Source organism: Arenibacter aquaticus, assembly GCF_003957295.1.
In the GTDB taxonomy this organism is placed as follows: Bacteria; Bacteroidota; Bacteroidia; order Flavobacteriales; family Flavobacteriaceae; genus Arenibacter; species Arenibacter aquaticus.
This window is the reverse complement of the sequence record NZ_RQPJ01000002.1, coordinates 586645-602820: the sequence shown is the minus strand read 5'-3', so window position 1 is coordinate 602820 and position 16176 is coordinate 586645. Positions and strand designations below refer to the sequence as shown.

Sequence of the window (16176 nt, the reverse complement as noted above, 5' to 3'; positions counted from 1 at the left end):
TATGTTTTTTGTTTACCTAATTTCTGAATAAAGTTGCGACTGGGGCAATGGCTTCTTCAAAAGAAGTTTCCTGTGGAGTAATGGCCATTCCGTTTCTTAATTTACCAACACCTGAAACTATAATTTTATCGGTTTCCTCCACTCCGGATTCTACCACATATAAATTATCTACAGTACCTTTAATTTTTAGAATGGTAGTTTCCGCTGTGTTGTCTGCGCCAAGTTTAAAGATCATAATGTTTCCCTGTTGCTCATAAGTGGCGGATTGTGGTACTACTATTGCGTTTTTATATTCTATGGGAAACCTTATTTTACCACTGTTTCCATTGGTCAAGATTTCGTTCGGATTATCAAAGGCAGCCCTAATCTTGATAGTACCGGTGTTCTGATTTATTTGACCGGTACTGGTTTGTATACGGCCTTTTTCGGAATAAATTTTACCGTTGGCCAATACCAGGCTTAAATCGGGCGAATTTTTAATGCGTTCTGCTTTGCTTTTCCCTTTGGATCGCTGTAAATGGTCTATGTACTGTGCTTCGTTAAAACTAAAAAATGCATATACCTGGTCAATTTCACTTACCGTAGTTAGCGGTGTTGCGTCACTTGGGCCAACTAAGGTACCTTCCCTAAAATTTATGGAACCAACATAGCCATCTATAGGACTTTTAATTGTTGCGTAACCAATGTTTGCCACTATACTGCTATAGCTGGCTTTTGCTTGGGCCAAATTTGCTTTGGCTGTTTCCAATTGTACAGGACTGATTATGTTTTTTTCTACAAGTGGAATTAATTTATCTACTTCTACTTGCGCCAGATTAACACGTGCCTTTGCCGCTCCTGCATCTTGGCTCAAGGATTGGGTTTCTAATCTAAACAACAGTTGTCCCTTTTCTACTTTTTGTCCTTCATCCACATATACCTTTTCAATATATCCCGTTGTTTTTGCTCTTACATCACTGTTTACCACTCCTTCTATAGTAGCAGGATAATCTGTATATCCCGTTACGGTTTTAGGTTGCACTTGAGCCACGGGAAAAGGAGGAGGGGCTGCTTGTTGTGCTGCAGCAGTGTTTTTTTCTTTGTTGCCACAACTCACTATTACCAAGAATAAACTTAGTCCTAGAATGCTATATAATTTATTATTTTTCATTTTTGCTTGAGATTAGATGTTGAATTTATTGTCGGCTAATTTTGTCCTTAATTCCTGTACCGAAGCTATTGCTCCATTTATGAATTTGATGTAGTCATCGTGAAAACTTAAATCGAATTTTTCATCTTCATTTTCAATTTTATTGTTGTTTATGGTCTCTTTGTAATTTTTTAATTCCAAGTGTATTTCACGCTCTTCCTTCCATTTATTTACCATGCTATCTATATGGTGTACCACCATTCCTTTGTTGATGATAAAATATTTTTTGCGGTCTCCTGTCTTGGTGAAATACTGAATTTTGTTTAAGTCCTGTAAATGGTTAAGGTGTGTGGAAATAGTGCTTTTGCTTGCGCATAGTATAGTAACCATGTCTTCAAAGGTGGATCCTTTTTTCCCCGTAAGGATTATATAGGCTAAAATACGTGCTGCAACAGGGGCCAATTGCTCTCTATCTTCTAAATGAACGCCCAGTTTTTCAACTAGTGCCATTTTTTTCTTGCAGATGTTCTGTTTCATTTTTAAGTATTTTATTGCGGTTTTTCAATTATAATTTATCCATTTGCAATAATATAAGATGCAAATTTACCTGTTAGTTCTGAACAATCCGAACTAAACGAAATTAAAGTTTTGTTAAATAAGATAAAGCGTAGGGCATTATCTTTTTTATCCCGCTCGGCCCAATGAAGTAATGGGCTGGGGAATAGCTGTGTTATCTATGTGATATGGAGGGGTTTACTATTTTGTCATAACGCCTTCAAGGTCCATTACTGGCAGAGATTGGGCATTAGATTCCTTAATGGAATGTTTTTTAAACAAGAATCGTTTTTCATATAACTTGTCATCGGCAAAATAAGTTACAAAGAACTCGTTGTTAAAGGCCAGAACATCTTCTTGTAATACTTCTATTTTTTTGAAGTCCTTAGCGCGAATGTCGCCCAAACCGTGGCGCATAGTAGAGGTTTTTCTGTCGCCTTCATAACCGTTGGACACTACAATCACAGCCTCAATGATGGTGTCCCTATCATTGATTATATAGGCGTTCCAATTTTTTTCCAAAAATTCTGAATTCCACTCATGTACAATGGCCACATGAACATCTTTTGCGATTGGAATTTCTATATCTTTTTTCACTTTAACCCAATTTTTAAGAATCCCCTTAGGAGCTAAGGGGGTTATTTAATATGTACCAATAGTAGTTGTATATCCCTACCCTTTGAATTATTTATATTTCGGTTTGTCCATAATACATAGAAGCAAGGGATGGTTACCTAAAAAGTACTCTTGAACTGATTTAAGAAACGCAGGTCATTTTCACTTAAAAGGCGAATATCGGAAATTTGATGGAGTAACAGGGCAATTCGGTCTATACCCATTCCAAAGGCAAATCCAGAGTACTCATTGGCATCTATACCGCAATTGGTGAGAACGTTGGGGTCTACCATACCACAGCCCATGATTTCAAGCCAACCGGTTCCTTTGGTCATCTTGTAATCTGTTTCGGTTTCCAGCCCCCAATATACGTCTACCTCGGCACTAGGTTCCGTAAAGGGGAAGTAAGATGGTCTAAGTCTTATCTTGGATTTACCAAAAAGCTCGGTGGTAAAAAATTGTAAGGTTTGTTTAAGATCGGCAAATGATACATCCTTGTCTATGTACAGGCCTTCAACCTGATGGAAAAAGCAATGTGATCTTGCCGATATGGCCTCGTTTCTATACACCCTGCCCGGAGAAATGGTCCGTATAGGCGGCTTGTTGTTTTCCATATAGCGTACCTGTACCGATGAGGTGTGGGTACGAAGTAGAATATCAGGGTCCGTCTGTATAAAAAAAGTATCCTGCATGTCCCTGGCCGGGTGATATTCTGGGAGGTTCAAGGCCGTAAAATTATGCCAATCATCCTCTATTTCAGGACCTTCGGAGACATTGAAGCCTATTCTCGAAAAAATTTCGATTATCTGATTTTTGACTATGGAAATGGGGTGTCGTGTACCTAGCTGTAAGGGTTCCCCTGGCCTGGTTAAATCCCCGTATATGCCCTTTTCTTCCTTGTTGTTTTCAAGTGACTGCCTTAGGGTAGTAACCTTGTCGGAGGCAAGGGTCTTTAGTTGGTTTATGATCTGCCCAAATTCCTTTTTTTGTTCATTGGGTACATTCTTGAACTCGGAGAAAAAATCGTTTAAAAGTCCCTTTTTACCTAAGTATTTTATACGGAAACTTTCTAGTTCTTCCTTAGTGGTGGCAGTAAAATGTTCTACCTCTCTAATGTGATTTTTTATAGTATCGATCATGTTGTTCGGCTAATGCCGCAAATTTAAGATATTTACGGCATTACCGAATACATATTTCATCATAAATTGGTTTACTGCCTAAGCCGAAGCTTCAACCCTCTGGTTATTATTCTTTTGGTCCAAGTATTTTATACACTCATCAAAGGTGTCAAAAATGTGTTCTTTTGGTATCAGATCGGGTATTATATCTACACGTTCCATCATATAGCGTGGCTGATTCAGTACATCTACCAATAATACCTCTATATTGGAATTGTATAAATCTATAAGAACATCTTCCAGGGTGTAGAGACCGGATTGGTCCATGTACTGCATACGGTCCATACGGATAATAACCGTAGAGGCCGTTCTTGGAATCTGGTCTGCCAGAACTTGAAAGTCACTGGTAGAACCAAAGAAAAGAGGTCCTTTAATGTGTTTTATAAATACTTTTTCCTTTAAATGTTGTGGAAAATTGGCTTCATCTGCCCATCCCTTTTCATGCACCAAGGTTTTCACATCCGATCTTTCGGCTGTTAGGTCGCCCATTTTTTTCATAAACATTAGGGAGGCTATAACCAGGCCAACACCCACTGCATAAACCAAATTCCATACAGAAGAAAGTACAAGTACCACAAGCATTATCATTACTTCAGAACTCAATTTTATAGGCCCTAGGCTTACATCTTTAGGTAAACTTGGTATGGCTTTTAAGCCTTTGTAGTCCATTACACCTATACCTACGGTAACCAAAATACCGGCTAGTACAGCTGCAGGTATTTGCGATGCAATTGGGCCCAAGGCCAGAAGAATTACCAATAGCAGAACACCTGCGATCATCCCTGATAACCGTGTCTTGCCCCCTGCATTTATGTTTACTACGGTACGAATGGTGGCACCGGCTCCGGGAATTCCTCCAAAAATAGCAGCTATACTGTTACCTATACCCTGGCCTACAAGCTCTTTGTTGGGCTTATGCTTAGTTTTGGTCATGTTGTCCGCTACAACGGAGGTTAAAAGGGAGTCTATAGCTCCTAAAAGGGCCAAGGTCAAAGCAGTGAAAATATAAGGGGTTATCGAATTAAGTTGAAAACCGGTGAATATGTCCAAGTTAGGGACAGGAAAGCCACTGGGGATTTCCTCTATAGGGCGGTAATTGAGTCCAAATCCGTATGCCACACCAGAGACAACAATTAGGGCTACCAAGGCACTTGGAATGGCCGTTGTAATTTTTTTAAAGCCGTAAATTATGGCTATTGTTGCTAGGGCTAGGATAAGCTCTAGCCAATTAATGTTTTGCATGGCCCTGGGAAGTACTTTTATAGTCCCAAAAACCCCTGAAGCCTCACTTTTAGCCAAGGTGGCAGCTTCTTTTAGTACGTCGTCCTGGGTAATGCTTGAGGAACGTTTTATAGTTTCTTCAAAATCTTCCAAAACCAAAATACCTTCGCCGGCCTCTTCTTTTAAAATATTTTCCAATATGATTTCTTCGGCCATTGGTTTGTATTGCGATACAAAATCCACGTCTTCTTTTGGGTAATATCCAACAGCGGGAAGAATTTGAGTAACCAATATAATTACCCCTATTGCTGTCATAAAACCGGAAACCACCGGGTAGGGGATATAGCGGATGTACTTGCCAATTCCTAAAAGACCAAGTCCAATTTGCATCAGGCCGGCCAATAAGAAAACAAGAAGAATGGCGGGAAGTGCTTTCTCTATACTTCCATCATTTAGGGCTACGATCCCGGCAATGACTACCATACTAACGGCAGTCATTGGAGCCGTGGGGCCAGAAATTTGAGTATTGGTACCGCCAAAAAGGGCAGCAAAGAAACTGATGAATATGGCTCCGTAAAGTCCGGCACTTGGGCCCAGACCAGAACTTACACCAAAAGCTAAGGCTAATGGAAGGGCAACAATACCAGCGGTAATTCCTCCAAAAAGGTCTCCTCTAAAATGTGAAAATAGATTTTTCATAATATTGAATTTAGTACTCGTTTTAGTTTAAGCTAGAAACCAATCCTTGGTTTCAGTAATTAGAAGGCCAATGTTGCTACATTGACCTTCTATAATATGAGGTGTTTAGTCGTAAAAAACAACCTTGCCATTAGAAACATCGTACATGGCACCAACTACTTTAATTTCTGCATTTTCTTCCATTTCGGCCAAAACAGGACTTTGCTTACGTAAATTCTCAATGGTTAAATGTACGTTCTTCTCGGCAACTTTATCTACAAACTCCAGATTTTTGGAATTTCTCAGACTCTCATCGGCAGGTTCCGTAACTGCTTCCACTGCTGGCTCAATCTTGTTGATAAGGGCGGTAAGGTTGCCCAATCTTGCGTGGTCACATGCCCCTTTAACGGCACCACAGCTTGTATGGCCCAGAACAACTATTAGTTTGGTTCCGGCAAGTTTGCAAGCAAACTCCATACTTCCTAAAATATCCTCGTTTACAAAGTTACCCGCTATTCTAATGCTAAAAATATCACCCAAACCTTGGTCAAAGACCAATTCGGCAGAAACCCTGGAGTCTATACAGCTTAAAATGGTAGCGAATGGAAATTGTCCCTCACTAGTATCATTTACTTGTTCAAGAAGGTTTCTGTTGGCCTTCAGGTTGTCTTGAAACCGCTGGTTGCCCTCCTTTAAAAACTGCATCGCTTTTTCAGGAGTCATTGTGGCTTGGGTTTCTTTAGTATGTGCTTTCATATCTATTTATTTAAATTAAGCTATTTTTAAATTGTTGTTGTAATAGGTCTGTGATTTTCCTATTATTAAAAGATTTATATCAGAATTCCTAACTATATCATAGGTGTTTAATGGTTTGGACAGACTTATTTTTTCCCTTTTTCTTCTTTCCATAAACAAAAGATCAATTTTGCTTTTTGTCAGATAGTCGGGAAGTTTTTTCACGGTATTCTCACTGCGATCAAAAACATAATTGATGGTCTTTCGTCCTAAAACATTACCAATTCCTTGTTCCAAATCTGAATTCTCCAATAAATTGAACGACTTCAAGCTGCTGTTCGCATTAAAAAAGAGGTCTTCGGTAAAAGAGGTGGCAAAGGCCGCCTTGGAACAGTTGAGGGAGCCTATACCTATCTTTTTGCCAGGTTCAAGACCTTTGTTGGGCGAAACAATTAGTACCGTACCTTCAAATATACCTAAGACAAAGTTGATAATCCTGTCGTCAGCCGTATTAAAAGCTTTGCTCTTACGTCTTCCCAATACCAAAATGTCAGGTTTATTTACATTCAAGTATCTTTCAATTTCACTTTTTATATTTCCAAAAGTACTGGTATAATTGATGGAAACATCATATTTTTCCATTATGGGAAGGACAAGGTTCTTTATTCGTTTGTCCGTGAGAATATAGTTTTGGTTTATAGAGCGCATGGCAGACAATTGATTGCCTTTCCCAATAACTTGGGTGGGTTTTTTTACGCTTAAAACCTGAATTTCACCACTAATCATTTTAGCCAAACTAACAGCGCTTTTTAGAAGGTATGACATGTCATCCTCCGTATCTGTGATTACAGCTATATGCTGTTTGTTTCTTGCTGGTTCCATTAACTTAGACTTAGTTTTGATTTTGGCCTTGTTCTAAAGAATTCGGAAAAACTATTGGGGTTTTCCACTACCCCGCGTTTTGAGACCAATTGTATATCTATATTGCGTTCTTTGGCTTTTACCGAGAAATCGTCCAGAATTTCAATAATATCAATATCAAGATATCTGGTCTTGAGCAAATCTATTTCTAAATAAGTGTCGCGAGGAAGGCTATCCAATTCCTTTAGGATGGCTCCTTTGTTAAAGAAGGTAACTTCTTCTGCAAGGGTCATTTTTATCTTGTGCTTGCCATTGCTTACATCTTCAATATGCAGAAAATGGGAATTTTGGTAGTTCTTCAATAGAATTACTACTATTCCAACGAGAAGACCAAGGCTTATACCAACCAGTAGATCAGTAAATATGATACCCACAACGGTTACCGTAAAGGGCACAAATTGCTTCCATCCCAATTTATACATTTGAACGAATAGAGCTGGTTTTGCCAATTTAAAACCAACTATAAACAATATAGCGGCTAATACCGACAAAGGAATTTTATTCAACAATGTTGGGATTAGTATAACGGATATAAGTAGTAGAAAACCATGAATAATAGCCGATAGTTTTGATTTTCCGCCAGATTGAATATTGGCAGAACTTCTTACAATAACTTGGGTAATTGGAAGCCCTCCAATTAATCCGGAAATTATATTTCCAGTCCCTTGGGCAAGTAGCTCGCGGTTGGTAGGCGTTACGTTTTTTTCTGGGTCCAATTTATCGGTAGCCTCTACACATAAAAGGGTTTCAAGACTGGCAACCAATGCTATGGTAAAAGCCGTGACCCATACATCCGGGTTGGTGATGGCAGAAAAATTGGGGAAGCTGAATTGTGCTAAAAATGATGCGGCATCCTCTGGGATCGGCACACTTACCAAGTGATCGGAAGAAATGGACAAAAATGTATTGTTCTGGGTAAGAACAAAGAAGATGATACCTATTGCCACAGCAACCAAAGGTCCTTGGATTAGTTGAAAGATCTTACCTTTTTTGGAAAGTACTTTATCCCACAACAATAATATGGACAAACCTATGATGGCCACTAGTGTTGCCCCAGGGCTGATATTGTTTACGGTATTAAAAATTTCTGAAAAGGTATTTTCCCCATCTACCTGAAAAAATGCGAGATCGCCTTCAGGATCTGGGTCGTAACCAAAGAAATGAGGGATTTGTTTTAAAATGATAATAATTCCAATACCGGTAAGCATACCTTTTATGACCGATGAGGGAAAATAATACCCAATAATTCCAGCCTTGAGTATACCAAATATTAATTGAATGATTCCTCCAAGTACAACTGCAACCAGGAAGTTTTCATAGCCTCCCAAGGCGCCTATAGCCGTTAATACAATCGCGGCCAATCCGGCTGCAGGTCCACTAACTCCAATTTTGGAACCGCTAAGTGCTCCAACAACGATACCGCCAACAATACCGGCAATTAAACCGGAAAATAAAGGTGCTCCACTGGCTAATGCAATTCCCAAACAAAGGGGTAAAGCAACAAAAAATACTACGACACTTGCAGGAAGGTCGCTTTTTAAAGTTTTAAACATATAAAAATAATAGTTTTGTCCTTAATGATAAGAAAGGACAGGTTATTAGTTAATCAAATAAAAATGTGACTGATAAGATTAACCTATATGTTCAGGTGGAGGTAGGAGAATTTCTAGTGAAAAGTCTTTGATGCCCATAGGATGGTATAGTCCCTTCAAAGATTTTTGGGAGAGGGCTATCAACAAAAAATCAAGATATCCATTATTTACGAACTTCTCCTCAACCGGAGATTTCTTAAGGATTTCTTGTTGTTCTTCTTCGTTAAGGTTGGTTACAATAACCGGATTGTCTTTATCCAGTAATGTTATGGCGCTCGGAGCCACTATGGCAAATAGCCAAAAACCAAGTAAAACAAAACGAGCAAATACTTTCATAAAAATGAAGATTGCAGCAAATATAACACCAACTGTTTTAATAGTCGTTAAGGAAATATTAAAAATCTTTGAGATTTTTTATTTCCTCAGATGGTATCCAACCCGTGGATCCGTCCGAAATACCTATCCTTGTCCAGTCGTTTAAGTGTTCAAGGATGTTGACTTTAGTGCCGGCGTGCAAGCTAAAAACAGTCTGACCCCTGTTGTTGGGTTCCGATTTTATACTCACCTCTTCGGCAAAAACTATGGCTGGTTGGTCAGAATTAAACTTTTGAAATTGAAAGTAGGCTAAAAAAACGGCCATAAGACTGCCCAATAGGAAAATAATGCTGCTAATAAAGGCTATTCGTTTTTGGGTGGCAAACTTAAAATAATAAAAGGCTATATAACAGCCAACAAATAGCATCATTAAGACGATGCCTACATAGGCCAATTGGTCAAAAGTAAGATAGTGTGTAAGCTTGTTGTAAAATTTGGCCAAACTGGTTTGGGGAAGAGGCTCAATAGCATCCAAGGTCATATTTTGGGCATAGGCCAAATTATTTTTTATGTCCTTATCATTGGGTTTTAGCAATAGGGCCTTTTCATAATAATATATACTGGGTGCTATATCATTGAGCTTGTAATAGGTGTTGCCCAAATTAAAATAAAGTGCGGCCGAATGCTCGCCATTCTCCAATATTTGTAAATAGTTGTCCGCTGCCTTGGTGTACTCCCCCTCATTGTAATAAGTGGTGGCCTTGTTGAATAGTTCTTGGTTTTGGGAAAATCCCAAAATACAGAACAAATAGACGAAAATGTTTATTACACGTAGCATGGCTTAAATTTGTTTATCCAATTGCGAAATTACTTCACTGGCTTTCTTGTAATCTTGCTGCATTTGTACATCCGAGAACGGACTGTACCTGGCCATTTCACAATTTTTCAGTAATCCAACAAAACCTTCCTGGGTAGTTGGGTCTACATTTTTTTCGGCCAATAAAGTCGTTATTTTGTCCTTGCTGAATTCCGAGGTCTCAATTTTTAGTTTGGCCTTTAAATAGTTGTGTAAGGCCTTTTCCAGTGCCACATAAAAGGAGTCCTTGGAACCCAGGGCTTTTTTAGCTGCCGAAAGGTATTTCCTTGCCAGCCTATTGGCCCTTTTAATTTTATTTCCTTCAACATCACTGGCAATGGCTTCCCTTTTCTTTCCAAAAAGAATGGCCAATGGTATAAGGATTAGGGGAAGCAGCCACCAAAGATAAAAACTGCGGCTTCCAAAAAAATGTTGGCGTCCAATGGCAGTGAGGTTGGGCTTTAACTTGTTGAACACAAATTGATTTCCTGTGGCCACAACCATCTGTTTGTTGCTGGAATTGGAATTGGCAGTATTGGATGGTCCGCTTGTAGGACCTTCCAAAACGTTGATGAGGATTTCTTCAGAGTTTAGGGTCTGATAGGTCTCGGTCTTGGGGTTAAAATAGCTAAAACTTATGCTTGGTATGGGGTATTTTCCCCTATATGTGGGAACCACCGTATAGCTATCGCTTACACTGCCTTCCATACCGGAGAGGGTAGTTCTAACGCTCTCATTGAATTCCGGTTCGTATACTTCCAAGGAACTGGGGAGGTTTAAACTAGGGATTTCAAATAATTTTAAATTCCCCTTTCCGCTAATAGATACCTTGGCCTGTAGGGATTCGGAAGCGTTTAAATGGGTTTTGCTGCTAGTGACAGAAAATTTAAAATCACCTACTGCTCCGCTAAAGTCCGTGGGTTTTCCTTGGGTTGGCAAGGCTTTCACGTTAATGGTCCTGTTACCGGCCGATACGGTTTTGCTGGTTTGTGCAAATATTCGTCCTCCAAAAAAATCGCGTTTATTGGTGGGAACCTGTACGCTGACGTCCAACGAAAGCGGTTCTATTGCCAATTTGCCGGTTTTCTGGGGGTAGAGGACCACTCTTTTTAAAATTACCGAATTATAGGGCTTTCCATCATAGGTGGTATTTTGAACGTCATATTTGGTTACCGGGATGTCCTGGCTCCAGAAATTGTTGTACTTGGGGTTGTCCAAGGCCCTAAAATTGGTGACATCTATTGAGGTACTGGCGTAGAGTTTGTAAACCACTGTAACAGCCTCATTGAGATAGGGACTGGTTTTGGATATTTCGGCAACTAGGTGCAGACTTTCATCGGCAACATCATCAGCAGTTTTTTCACCATCGGGCCGGTCTACAGCAGCCGTGACCTCTACCTCCTTTGGAAGTGATTTATAGGTTTCCCCTTTGATCACTATGGTTGCTTGATTTATGGTGAATTTCCCCCTGGCCGTTGGTGCCAAGGTGTAACTGTAGGTTTTGGAAAAACTACGAACCCCGTTCACCCAAGATGAACTAATGGACTGGGAAGGCCCCATAACTACTCTAAAGCCCTCAAAATTTGGAGGTACAAAATTATCGCCATCCCTGTTCATGGTGAAGTCTACCCTTAGCCTTTCATTGATTCCTAGCACCTCTTTGCTTAGTTTCATTTGAAAGGTTACGGTCTCATCGTTTTGGGCGTGCAATAGTATTCCCAAGAACAATAGCGAAAATATTGATATGTATCTTTTATATTTCACTTTTCTTACCAATCTTTTTCATTTTTAATTTTGGCGCCTTTAACTTTTTGGGCGTCAATTTTTTCCTGCACTTTTTTCTCCTCGTTCTGCATGGCCTCAAGCAGATTTTTTATCTGCTGTGGAGATAGTTGATTAGGTCGGGGTTGTTGCTGTGGTTGATCATCAGTGTTGGGTATGTCATCTTGTTCATTTTCATTGTCTCCTTCACCCTCTTTATTCTCTTCTTGCTTTTCGTCTCCTTTATCTTCTTGGTCGCCCTCATCCTTGTTTTGATCCTGCTCGTCCTCGCCACCTTTATTATCTTCTTTATTGTCCCCGTCTTTTTTATCCTGATCCTGATCCTGATTCTGATCTTGATCTTTTTGATCGTCTTGATCCTTATTGTCGTCCTGGTTCTGATCGTTTTGCTGTTGTTCCTGTTCTTTTTTCAGCATTTCCTTGGCAAGGGCAAGATTATAACGGGTTTCTTCGTCCGTAGGATCATTTCTCAGGGCTTCCTTATAGGCATCCACCGCTTTTTGGTACTCTTTGTTTTTCATAAAGACATTGCCCATATTGTGGTATGCCCTGTGTTTGTCTGCCTTGTTAGTGGCATTTTCTCCGGCCTGTTTAAAACGTCCAAAGGCCTCACTATAGGTTTCATTTTGGTAATACGCATTCCCCAGATTGTAGGGGGCAATACTATTCGCTGCATTCTGGGATATGGCCTTGCGGTAATTGGCTTCTGCATTTACAAAGTTGCTTTCGGAAAGCTCTTTGTTGCCTTCCCAAGTGAAATTGGTGGCAATTTTTGCCGCTTTTTCTTTTTCCTTATCCAACTCCTGTGCCTGTGCAACAGAACCTAATAAACCAATGATCAATAATATCTTTTTCATGTCCGCTCCCTTATTGCTCGTTAAATAGATTCAATTTTTTAAGCCATTTTGTTTTTCTATCTAGGACAAAAATGTCTAAAAATAAGAATAAAAGCCCTGCGGCCAAAAACCATTGGAACTGATCCTTGTATTCGGCAAATTGCTTGGCCTCAAACTCCTTTTTGTCCATTTGGTTTAGTTGCTCCTTAATAATCGCTACGGCCTCTTCGGTATTTTCCCCATTTATATATTCCCCATTGCCTTCGTTGGCTATTTCTTGGAGTACTGTTTCGTTTAGTTTGGTAATTACCACTTCTCCCTTACTATCCTTCTTTAAGCTTTCAACTATACCGTTTCTTTTAAGGGGAATGGGTGCTCCCTTTGCTTTTCCTACCCCTATGGTGAAAACTCTTATGCCTTCATTGGTAGCTTCCTCTACGGCATTGGCGGTATTCCCCTCAGAATGGTCTTCCCCATCAGAAATAATAAAGAGAACGCGGTTGGTCTGTTCTTCATCATCGTAATAGGTAGAAGCCAATTCTATGGCCTGGTCTATTGCCGTTCCTTGGGAAGAAAGCATATCGGTGTTCATGTTTTGCAGGAACATCTTAGCGGCACCATAATCGGTTGTAATGGGCAATTGAGGAAATGCTTGGCCGGCATAGGCTATGATTCCAATCCTATCACTGGCCAGTTGGTTTATTATTTCTGATACCAATCTTTTTGCTTTTTCCAACCTGTTTGGGGCTATATCCTCTGCCAACATACTTTTGGAAACGTCAACGGCAAAGACAATATCTACCCCTTCCCTTTTTACGGTTTCCAGTTTAGTGCCAATTTTCGGATTAGCCAATGCCAAGGTAAGCGAGGCTATTCCCAATAGTATTAAAATTAGTTTAACGGTTGCCTTAAATTTGGATCGCTCCGGGGTTAATCGCTTTAAAAGACTCAGGTCTGCAAATTTTTTCTGTGTTCTTTTTTTCCATATTTGAAGAAGTACAAAAAGGACTATCATCATAGGAATGATGAACAACAGGTATAGATATGTTTTCTCGTCTAATTGAATCATTTTGTTTTCTTCATTTGTACATCCATTGGAAAGCCTTCTTTAAATGAAACTTCTGAATAAGGTATTCCTAAGTAACCATTCCAATAGGAGTAAGATCCCTGCCAAATAAACCCAGGGCCTAAATTTTTCCTCGTATTTGTAATATTTAAATTCCTCTACTTCCGTCTTTTCCAACTTGTTTATTTCTTCATAAATAGCCTCCAGTTTTTTGTTGTTGGTGGCCCTAAAATACTGTCCTCCCGTAGTTGCTGCAATAGATTTTAAAAGGTCTTCCTCTATTTCCACCTCGCGCATACCATACCTAAAGGAACCGTCTGCGTTATAGGCAATGGGCGTCATGGCATTTCCGTTGGTGCCAAGGCCTATGGTGTAGGTTTTGATCCCAAATTCTACGGCGAGTTCTGCGGCGGTCTGAGGCTCTATAAAACCTTGATTATTTACACCATCAGTAAGGAGAATAATGACTTTACTTAGCGCTTTGCTTTCCTTCAGTCTATTTACTGAAGTAGCGAGTCCCATTCCTATGGCCGTTCCATCATTTAATTGCCCATAGGTAATCTCGTCAAGTGCCCTTAGTACAATAGACTTATCGCTGGTAATGGGTGTTTTGGTATAACTCTCCCCTGCATAGGCCACTAATCCTATACGGTCGTTGGGGCGTTCGTTTATAAAATCGGCCGCTACTTTTTTTAGGGCTGCCAAACGGTAGGGCTTTAAATCTTTGGCAAGCATACTGGACGAAACGTCTATGGCCATAACAATATCAATGCCCTTTGTGGTTTTGGTCCTTGTAGAAATGTCTTCGGTCTGTGGTCTGGCCATGGCGACAATAATTGCCGACAGGGCCAAAAGGCGCATCACAAAAAGGGCAGGTCTTAACTTGGGTAAAATCCCGCCTTTGGAAAACCCTTTGATACTGGATATTTTTAAAGAAGCCGACTGTTCCCTTCTTTTAAAGATATACCAAAGCATGGCCACTGGCAGTAGTAATAACAGCCAGAAAAACTGTGGATTCGCAAAGGAGATATTCTCAAACATTTATAAGCTCGTTTTTACTTCTACAGAATTTAATATTCGCTCCACGATCTGGTCGGCATAGGAATCGTCCTCTAGCCAGGTCAAGATCACATTTTGTTGAAAGCCTTTGCCTCCAAAAAAGAGAACCGCGTAATTTCCTGATACCAATTCGTCCGATCCCGGGATGCTAAATTTGCCACTCCCGTATAACTTTACGCCTTTGACCCCGGTTAAAGTGGTAAATTCTTCTTGTTTAGTGATAATATTTTTGGCGCCTTGTGCCTCAAAATTTTTCAGAATTTGTTCCGAAGCCTTTTCAAAATCCGGCTCTTCTGGTTGTGCCAGGGTGATGGAGGTGGTGCCTATGCTGAAAAGACCTATAGAGCTCCTGTATGCAAAAGCCTGCATTTCCTTTATGGAGGCCTTGGCCTCTGCCGGTAACTTTACGGGCTGGCGAAGCAGTACCCTTGGTGTTTGTATGCTAACAGGGGGGTATCCATAATCACTTTGTACCCAATCCCCTTCCAATAGTTCTTTTGTGGGATGGCCCAACACGGTATCCTTAACGTAACCAAAACCGTAATACCCAATTGCGGCCGCAGTGGACAATAACAGTAGGGCTACAGCCGCTACTGCAGTTAGAACAACTTTTTTCTTTTGTTTCTTTCTTTCAAGTTCCTCCAGATATTCTGCCTTTTGCAGCAGTTCTTCTTCAGTGGGCTCTGGAATGGCCTCCTTTGTTTTAATTACAATTTGTTCCACGGACTTCCTATCCTGTTCCGCAACAGAGGTTTCTGGCTTGGATTTGGCAAATTTCACCAAATCTGAGGTCTGCAATACCTTTTTAAACTGTTGTATGGTTTCCGTATCCAATTTCAACTGTCCCGCATCCTTCATCATTTCCAATTTGTCTATCAGCTGTTCCGTGGTGCTTTCAAGAGCGGTAACGTGTACATCTTCTTCCAAATAAGAGCGTACTATGTCCGTAAGTTCAGAATAGTAGGTCTTGTAGTCGTCTTGGATCAGGTATTTGGATTTTTCCAATTGTTTTAGCCCTAGAATAGCACGGTCAAAAGGAGGTAATAAGGCTGCCTTTTCTTCTTCGCTCAATGGTTTTTTTCTGAAAACAAACCAATATAATAAGGCTGCGGCAATAATGGCTATGCCCAATATCCAAAGAAGAATTTTCCAAAGGTCCGTATGGGCCTTTTCAACATTGATAATGGGTTTTATATCGTACATCTTCTGTTTCAGGGTATCTACGGGTACCGTTGCTACGTCAATGTTTAGGGAATCAGTGAAATAAGGCTTCCCATTAATCATCACCTGTTGTTGGGGAAGGGTGTAGGAGCCCGAATCAAATTGGGTCAGGGCGTATATTCTTTGTAGGGTCATCCTATCCTGTTCCTTTATGGTGTCGGTCTTTAGGGCCTCTATGGTTTCTAACGGGGAAAAGGTTTGCCCCTCTGGAAATATTACCTGTGCCAGGGTATCGGTTTCTACGCTTACCTTAAATTGGATTTGTTCACCTATCCTTATAGAGGTGGTATCTACCCCAGATCTAATGATAGGGTCTTCTTGGGAAAAACCCTGTGTTGTAGCAAATAAAAGGCACAAGGTAATACAGTGCAGAAACTGCAGGCAACCGGTATTTAATCTCAATTTCAAGTTCATCAT

General features: G+C 40.2%; 15 protein-coding genes. All 15 read right to left on the bottom strand.

The window, feature by feature from the left end; all coding sequences use genetic code 11:
• Positions 1 to 16: 16 nt before the first annotated feature.
• Positions 17 to 1150, bottom strand: coding sequence for an efflux RND transporter periplasmic adaptor subunit (locus EHW67_RS05465; RefSeq protein WP_126161349.1), 1134 nt, complete (start codon positions 1148 to 1150; stop codon positions 17 to 19).
• Between the two features lie 12 nt (positions 1151 to 1162).
• Entirely contained in the window at positions 1163 to 1666 is a 504-nt protein-coding gene (locus tag EHW67_RS05460; protein WP_126161348.1) for a GbsR/MarR family transcriptional regulator, read from the bottom strand.
• A gap of 219 nt (positions 1667 to 1885) precedes the next feature.
• Positions 1886 to 2281, bottom strand: a complete 396-nt coding sequence (locus EHW67_RS05455; RefSeq protein ID WP_126161347.1) for a hypothetical protein — start codon at positions 2279 to 2281, stop codon at positions 1886 to 1888.
• Between the two features lie 137 nt (positions 2282 to 2418).
• Positions 2419 to 3438, bottom strand: a complete 1020-nt coding sequence (gene pheS, locus EHW67_RS05450; RefSeq protein ID WP_126161346.1) for a phenylalanine--tRNA ligase subunit alpha — start codon at positions 3436 to 3438, stop codon at positions 2419 to 2421.
• 78 nt (positions 3439 to 3516) lie between these two features.
• Positions 3517 to 5397, bottom strand: coding sequence for a SulP family inorganic anion transporter (locus tag EHW67_RS05445; RefSeq protein ID WP_126161345.1), 1881 nt, complete (start codon positions 5395 to 5397; stop codon positions 3517 to 3519).
• Positions 5398 to 5502: 105 nt separating this feature from the next.
• Positions 5503 to 6132 (bottom strand): carbonic anhydrase family protein, encoded by a 630-nt coding sequence (locus tag EHW67_RS05440; RefSeq protein ID WP_126161344.1) that lies wholly within the window; start codon positions 6130 to 6132, stop codon positions 5503 to 5505.
• 15 nt (positions 6133 to 6147) lie between these two features.
• Complete coding sequence (locus EHW67_RS05435; protein WP_126161343.1) at positions 6148 to 6993, bottom strand: universal stress protein; 846 nt, start codon at positions 6991 to 6993, stop codon at positions 6148 to 6150.
• A complete protein-coding gene (locus EHW67_RS05430; protein ID WP_126161342.1) occupies positions 6993 to 8585 on the bottom strand; it encodes a SulP family inorganic anion transporter in 1593 nt (530 codons plus the stop codon). Before EHW67_RS05430 ends, EHW67_RS05435 begins: the two co-directional genes overlap by 1 nt.
• A 78-nt stretch (positions 8586 to 8663) precedes the next feature.
• On the bottom strand, positions 8664 to 8960 hold the full coding sequence (locus tag EHW67_RS05425; RefSeq protein ID WP_126161341.1) for a hypothetical protein: 297 nt from the start codon (positions 8958 to 8960) through the stop codon (positions 8664 to 8666).
• Between the two features lie 58 nt (positions 8961 to 9018).
• Positions 9019 to 9777, bottom strand: a complete 759-nt coding sequence (locus EHW67_RS05420; protein ID WP_126161340.1) for a tetratricopeptide repeat protein — start codon at positions 9775 to 9777, stop codon at positions 9019 to 9021.
• 3 nt (positions 9778 to 9780) lie between these two features.
• Positions 9781 to 11559: a BatD family protein gene (locus tag EHW67_RS05415; protein ID WP_126161339.1), complete on the bottom strand. Its 1779-nt coding sequence runs from the start codon at positions 11557 to 11559 to the stop codon at positions 9781 to 9783.
• 5 nt (positions 11560 to 11564) lie between these two features.
• Positions 11565 to 12434 (bottom strand): tetratricopeptide repeat protein, encoded by an 870-nt coding sequence (locus EHW67_RS05410; protein WP_126161338.1) that lies wholly within the window; start codon positions 12432 to 12434, stop codon positions 11565 to 11567.
• A 10-nt stretch (positions 12435 to 12444) separates the two neighbouring features.
• Positions 12445 to 13482: a vWA domain-containing protein gene (locus tag EHW67_RS05405; protein ID WP_126161337.1), complete on the bottom strand. Its 1038-nt coding sequence runs from the start codon at positions 13480 to 13482 to the stop codon at positions 12445 to 12447.
• A 39-nt stretch (positions 13483 to 13521) separates the two neighbouring features.
• Positions 13522 to 14520 (bottom strand): vWA domain-containing protein, encoded by a 999-nt coding sequence (locus tag EHW67_RS05400; protein ID WP_126161336.1) that lies wholly within the window; start codon positions 14518 to 14520, stop codon positions 13522 to 13524.
• Positions 14521 to 16173: a hypothetical protein gene (locus EHW67_RS05395; RefSeq protein WP_394343581.1), complete on the bottom strand. Its 1653-nt coding sequence runs from the start codon at positions 16171 to 16173 to the stop codon at positions 14521 to 14523.
• Positions 16174 to 16176 lie beyond the last annotated feature (3 nt).

What these genes read in the sequence shown, in the direction of transcription:
- EHW67_RS05410 (WP_126161338.1), bottom strand. Translation starts at nt 12,434, where the DNA reads ATGAAAAAGATATTATTGATCATTGGTTTATTAGGTTCTGTTGCACAG.
- EHW67_RS05435 (WP_126161343.1), bottom strand. Translation starts at nt 6,993, where the DNA reads ATGGAACCAGCAAGAAACAAACAGCATATAGCTGTAATCACAGATACG.
- EHW67_RS05425 (WP_126161341.1), bottom strand. Translation starts at nt 8,960, where the DNA reads ATGAAAGTATTTGCTCGTTTTGTTTTACTTGGTTTTTGGCTATTTGCC.
- EHW67_RS05395 (WP_394343581.1), bottom strand. Translation starts at nt 16,173, where the DNA reads ATGAACTTGAAATTGAGATTAAATACCGGTTGCCTGCAGTTTCTGCAC.
- EHW67_RS05445 (WP_126161345.1), bottom strand. Translation starts at nt 5,397, where the DNA reads ATGAAAAATCTATTTTCACATTTTAGAGGAGACCTTTTTGGAGGAATT.
- EHW67_RS05405 (WP_126161337.1), bottom strand. Translation starts at nt 13,482, where the DNA reads ATGATTCAATTAGACGAGAAAACATATCTATACCTGTTGTTCATCATT.
- EHW67_RS05465 (WP_126161349.1), bottom strand. Translation starts at nt 1,150, where the DNA reads ATGAAAAATAATAAATTATATAGCATTCTAGGACTAAGTTTATTCTTG.
- EHW67_RS05460 (WP_126161348.1), bottom strand. Translation starts at nt 1,666, where the DNA reads ATGAAACAGAACATCTGCAAGAAAAAAATGGCACTAGTTGAAAAACTG.
- EHW67_RS05430 (WP_126161342.1), bottom strand. Translation starts at nt 8,585, where the DNA reads ATGTTTAAAACTTTAAAAAGCGACCTTCCTGCAAGTGTCGTAGTATTT.
- EHW67_RS05400 (WP_126161336.1), bottom strand. Translation starts at nt 14,520, where the DNA reads ATGTTTGAGAATATCTCCTTTGCGAATCCACAGTTTTTCTGGCTGTTA.
- EHW67_RS05420 (WP_126161340.1), bottom strand. Translation starts at nt 9,777, where the DNA reads ATGCTACGTGTAATAAACATTTTCGTCTATTTGTTCTGTATTTTGGGA.
- pheS (WP_126161346.1), bottom strand. Translation starts at nt 3,438, where the DNA reads ATGATCGATACTATAAAAAATCACATTAGAGAGGTAGAACATTTTACT.
- EHW67_RS05440 (WP_126161344.1), bottom strand. Translation starts at nt 6,132, where the DNA reads ATGAAAGCACATACTAAAGAAACCCAAGCCACAATGACTCCTGAAAAA.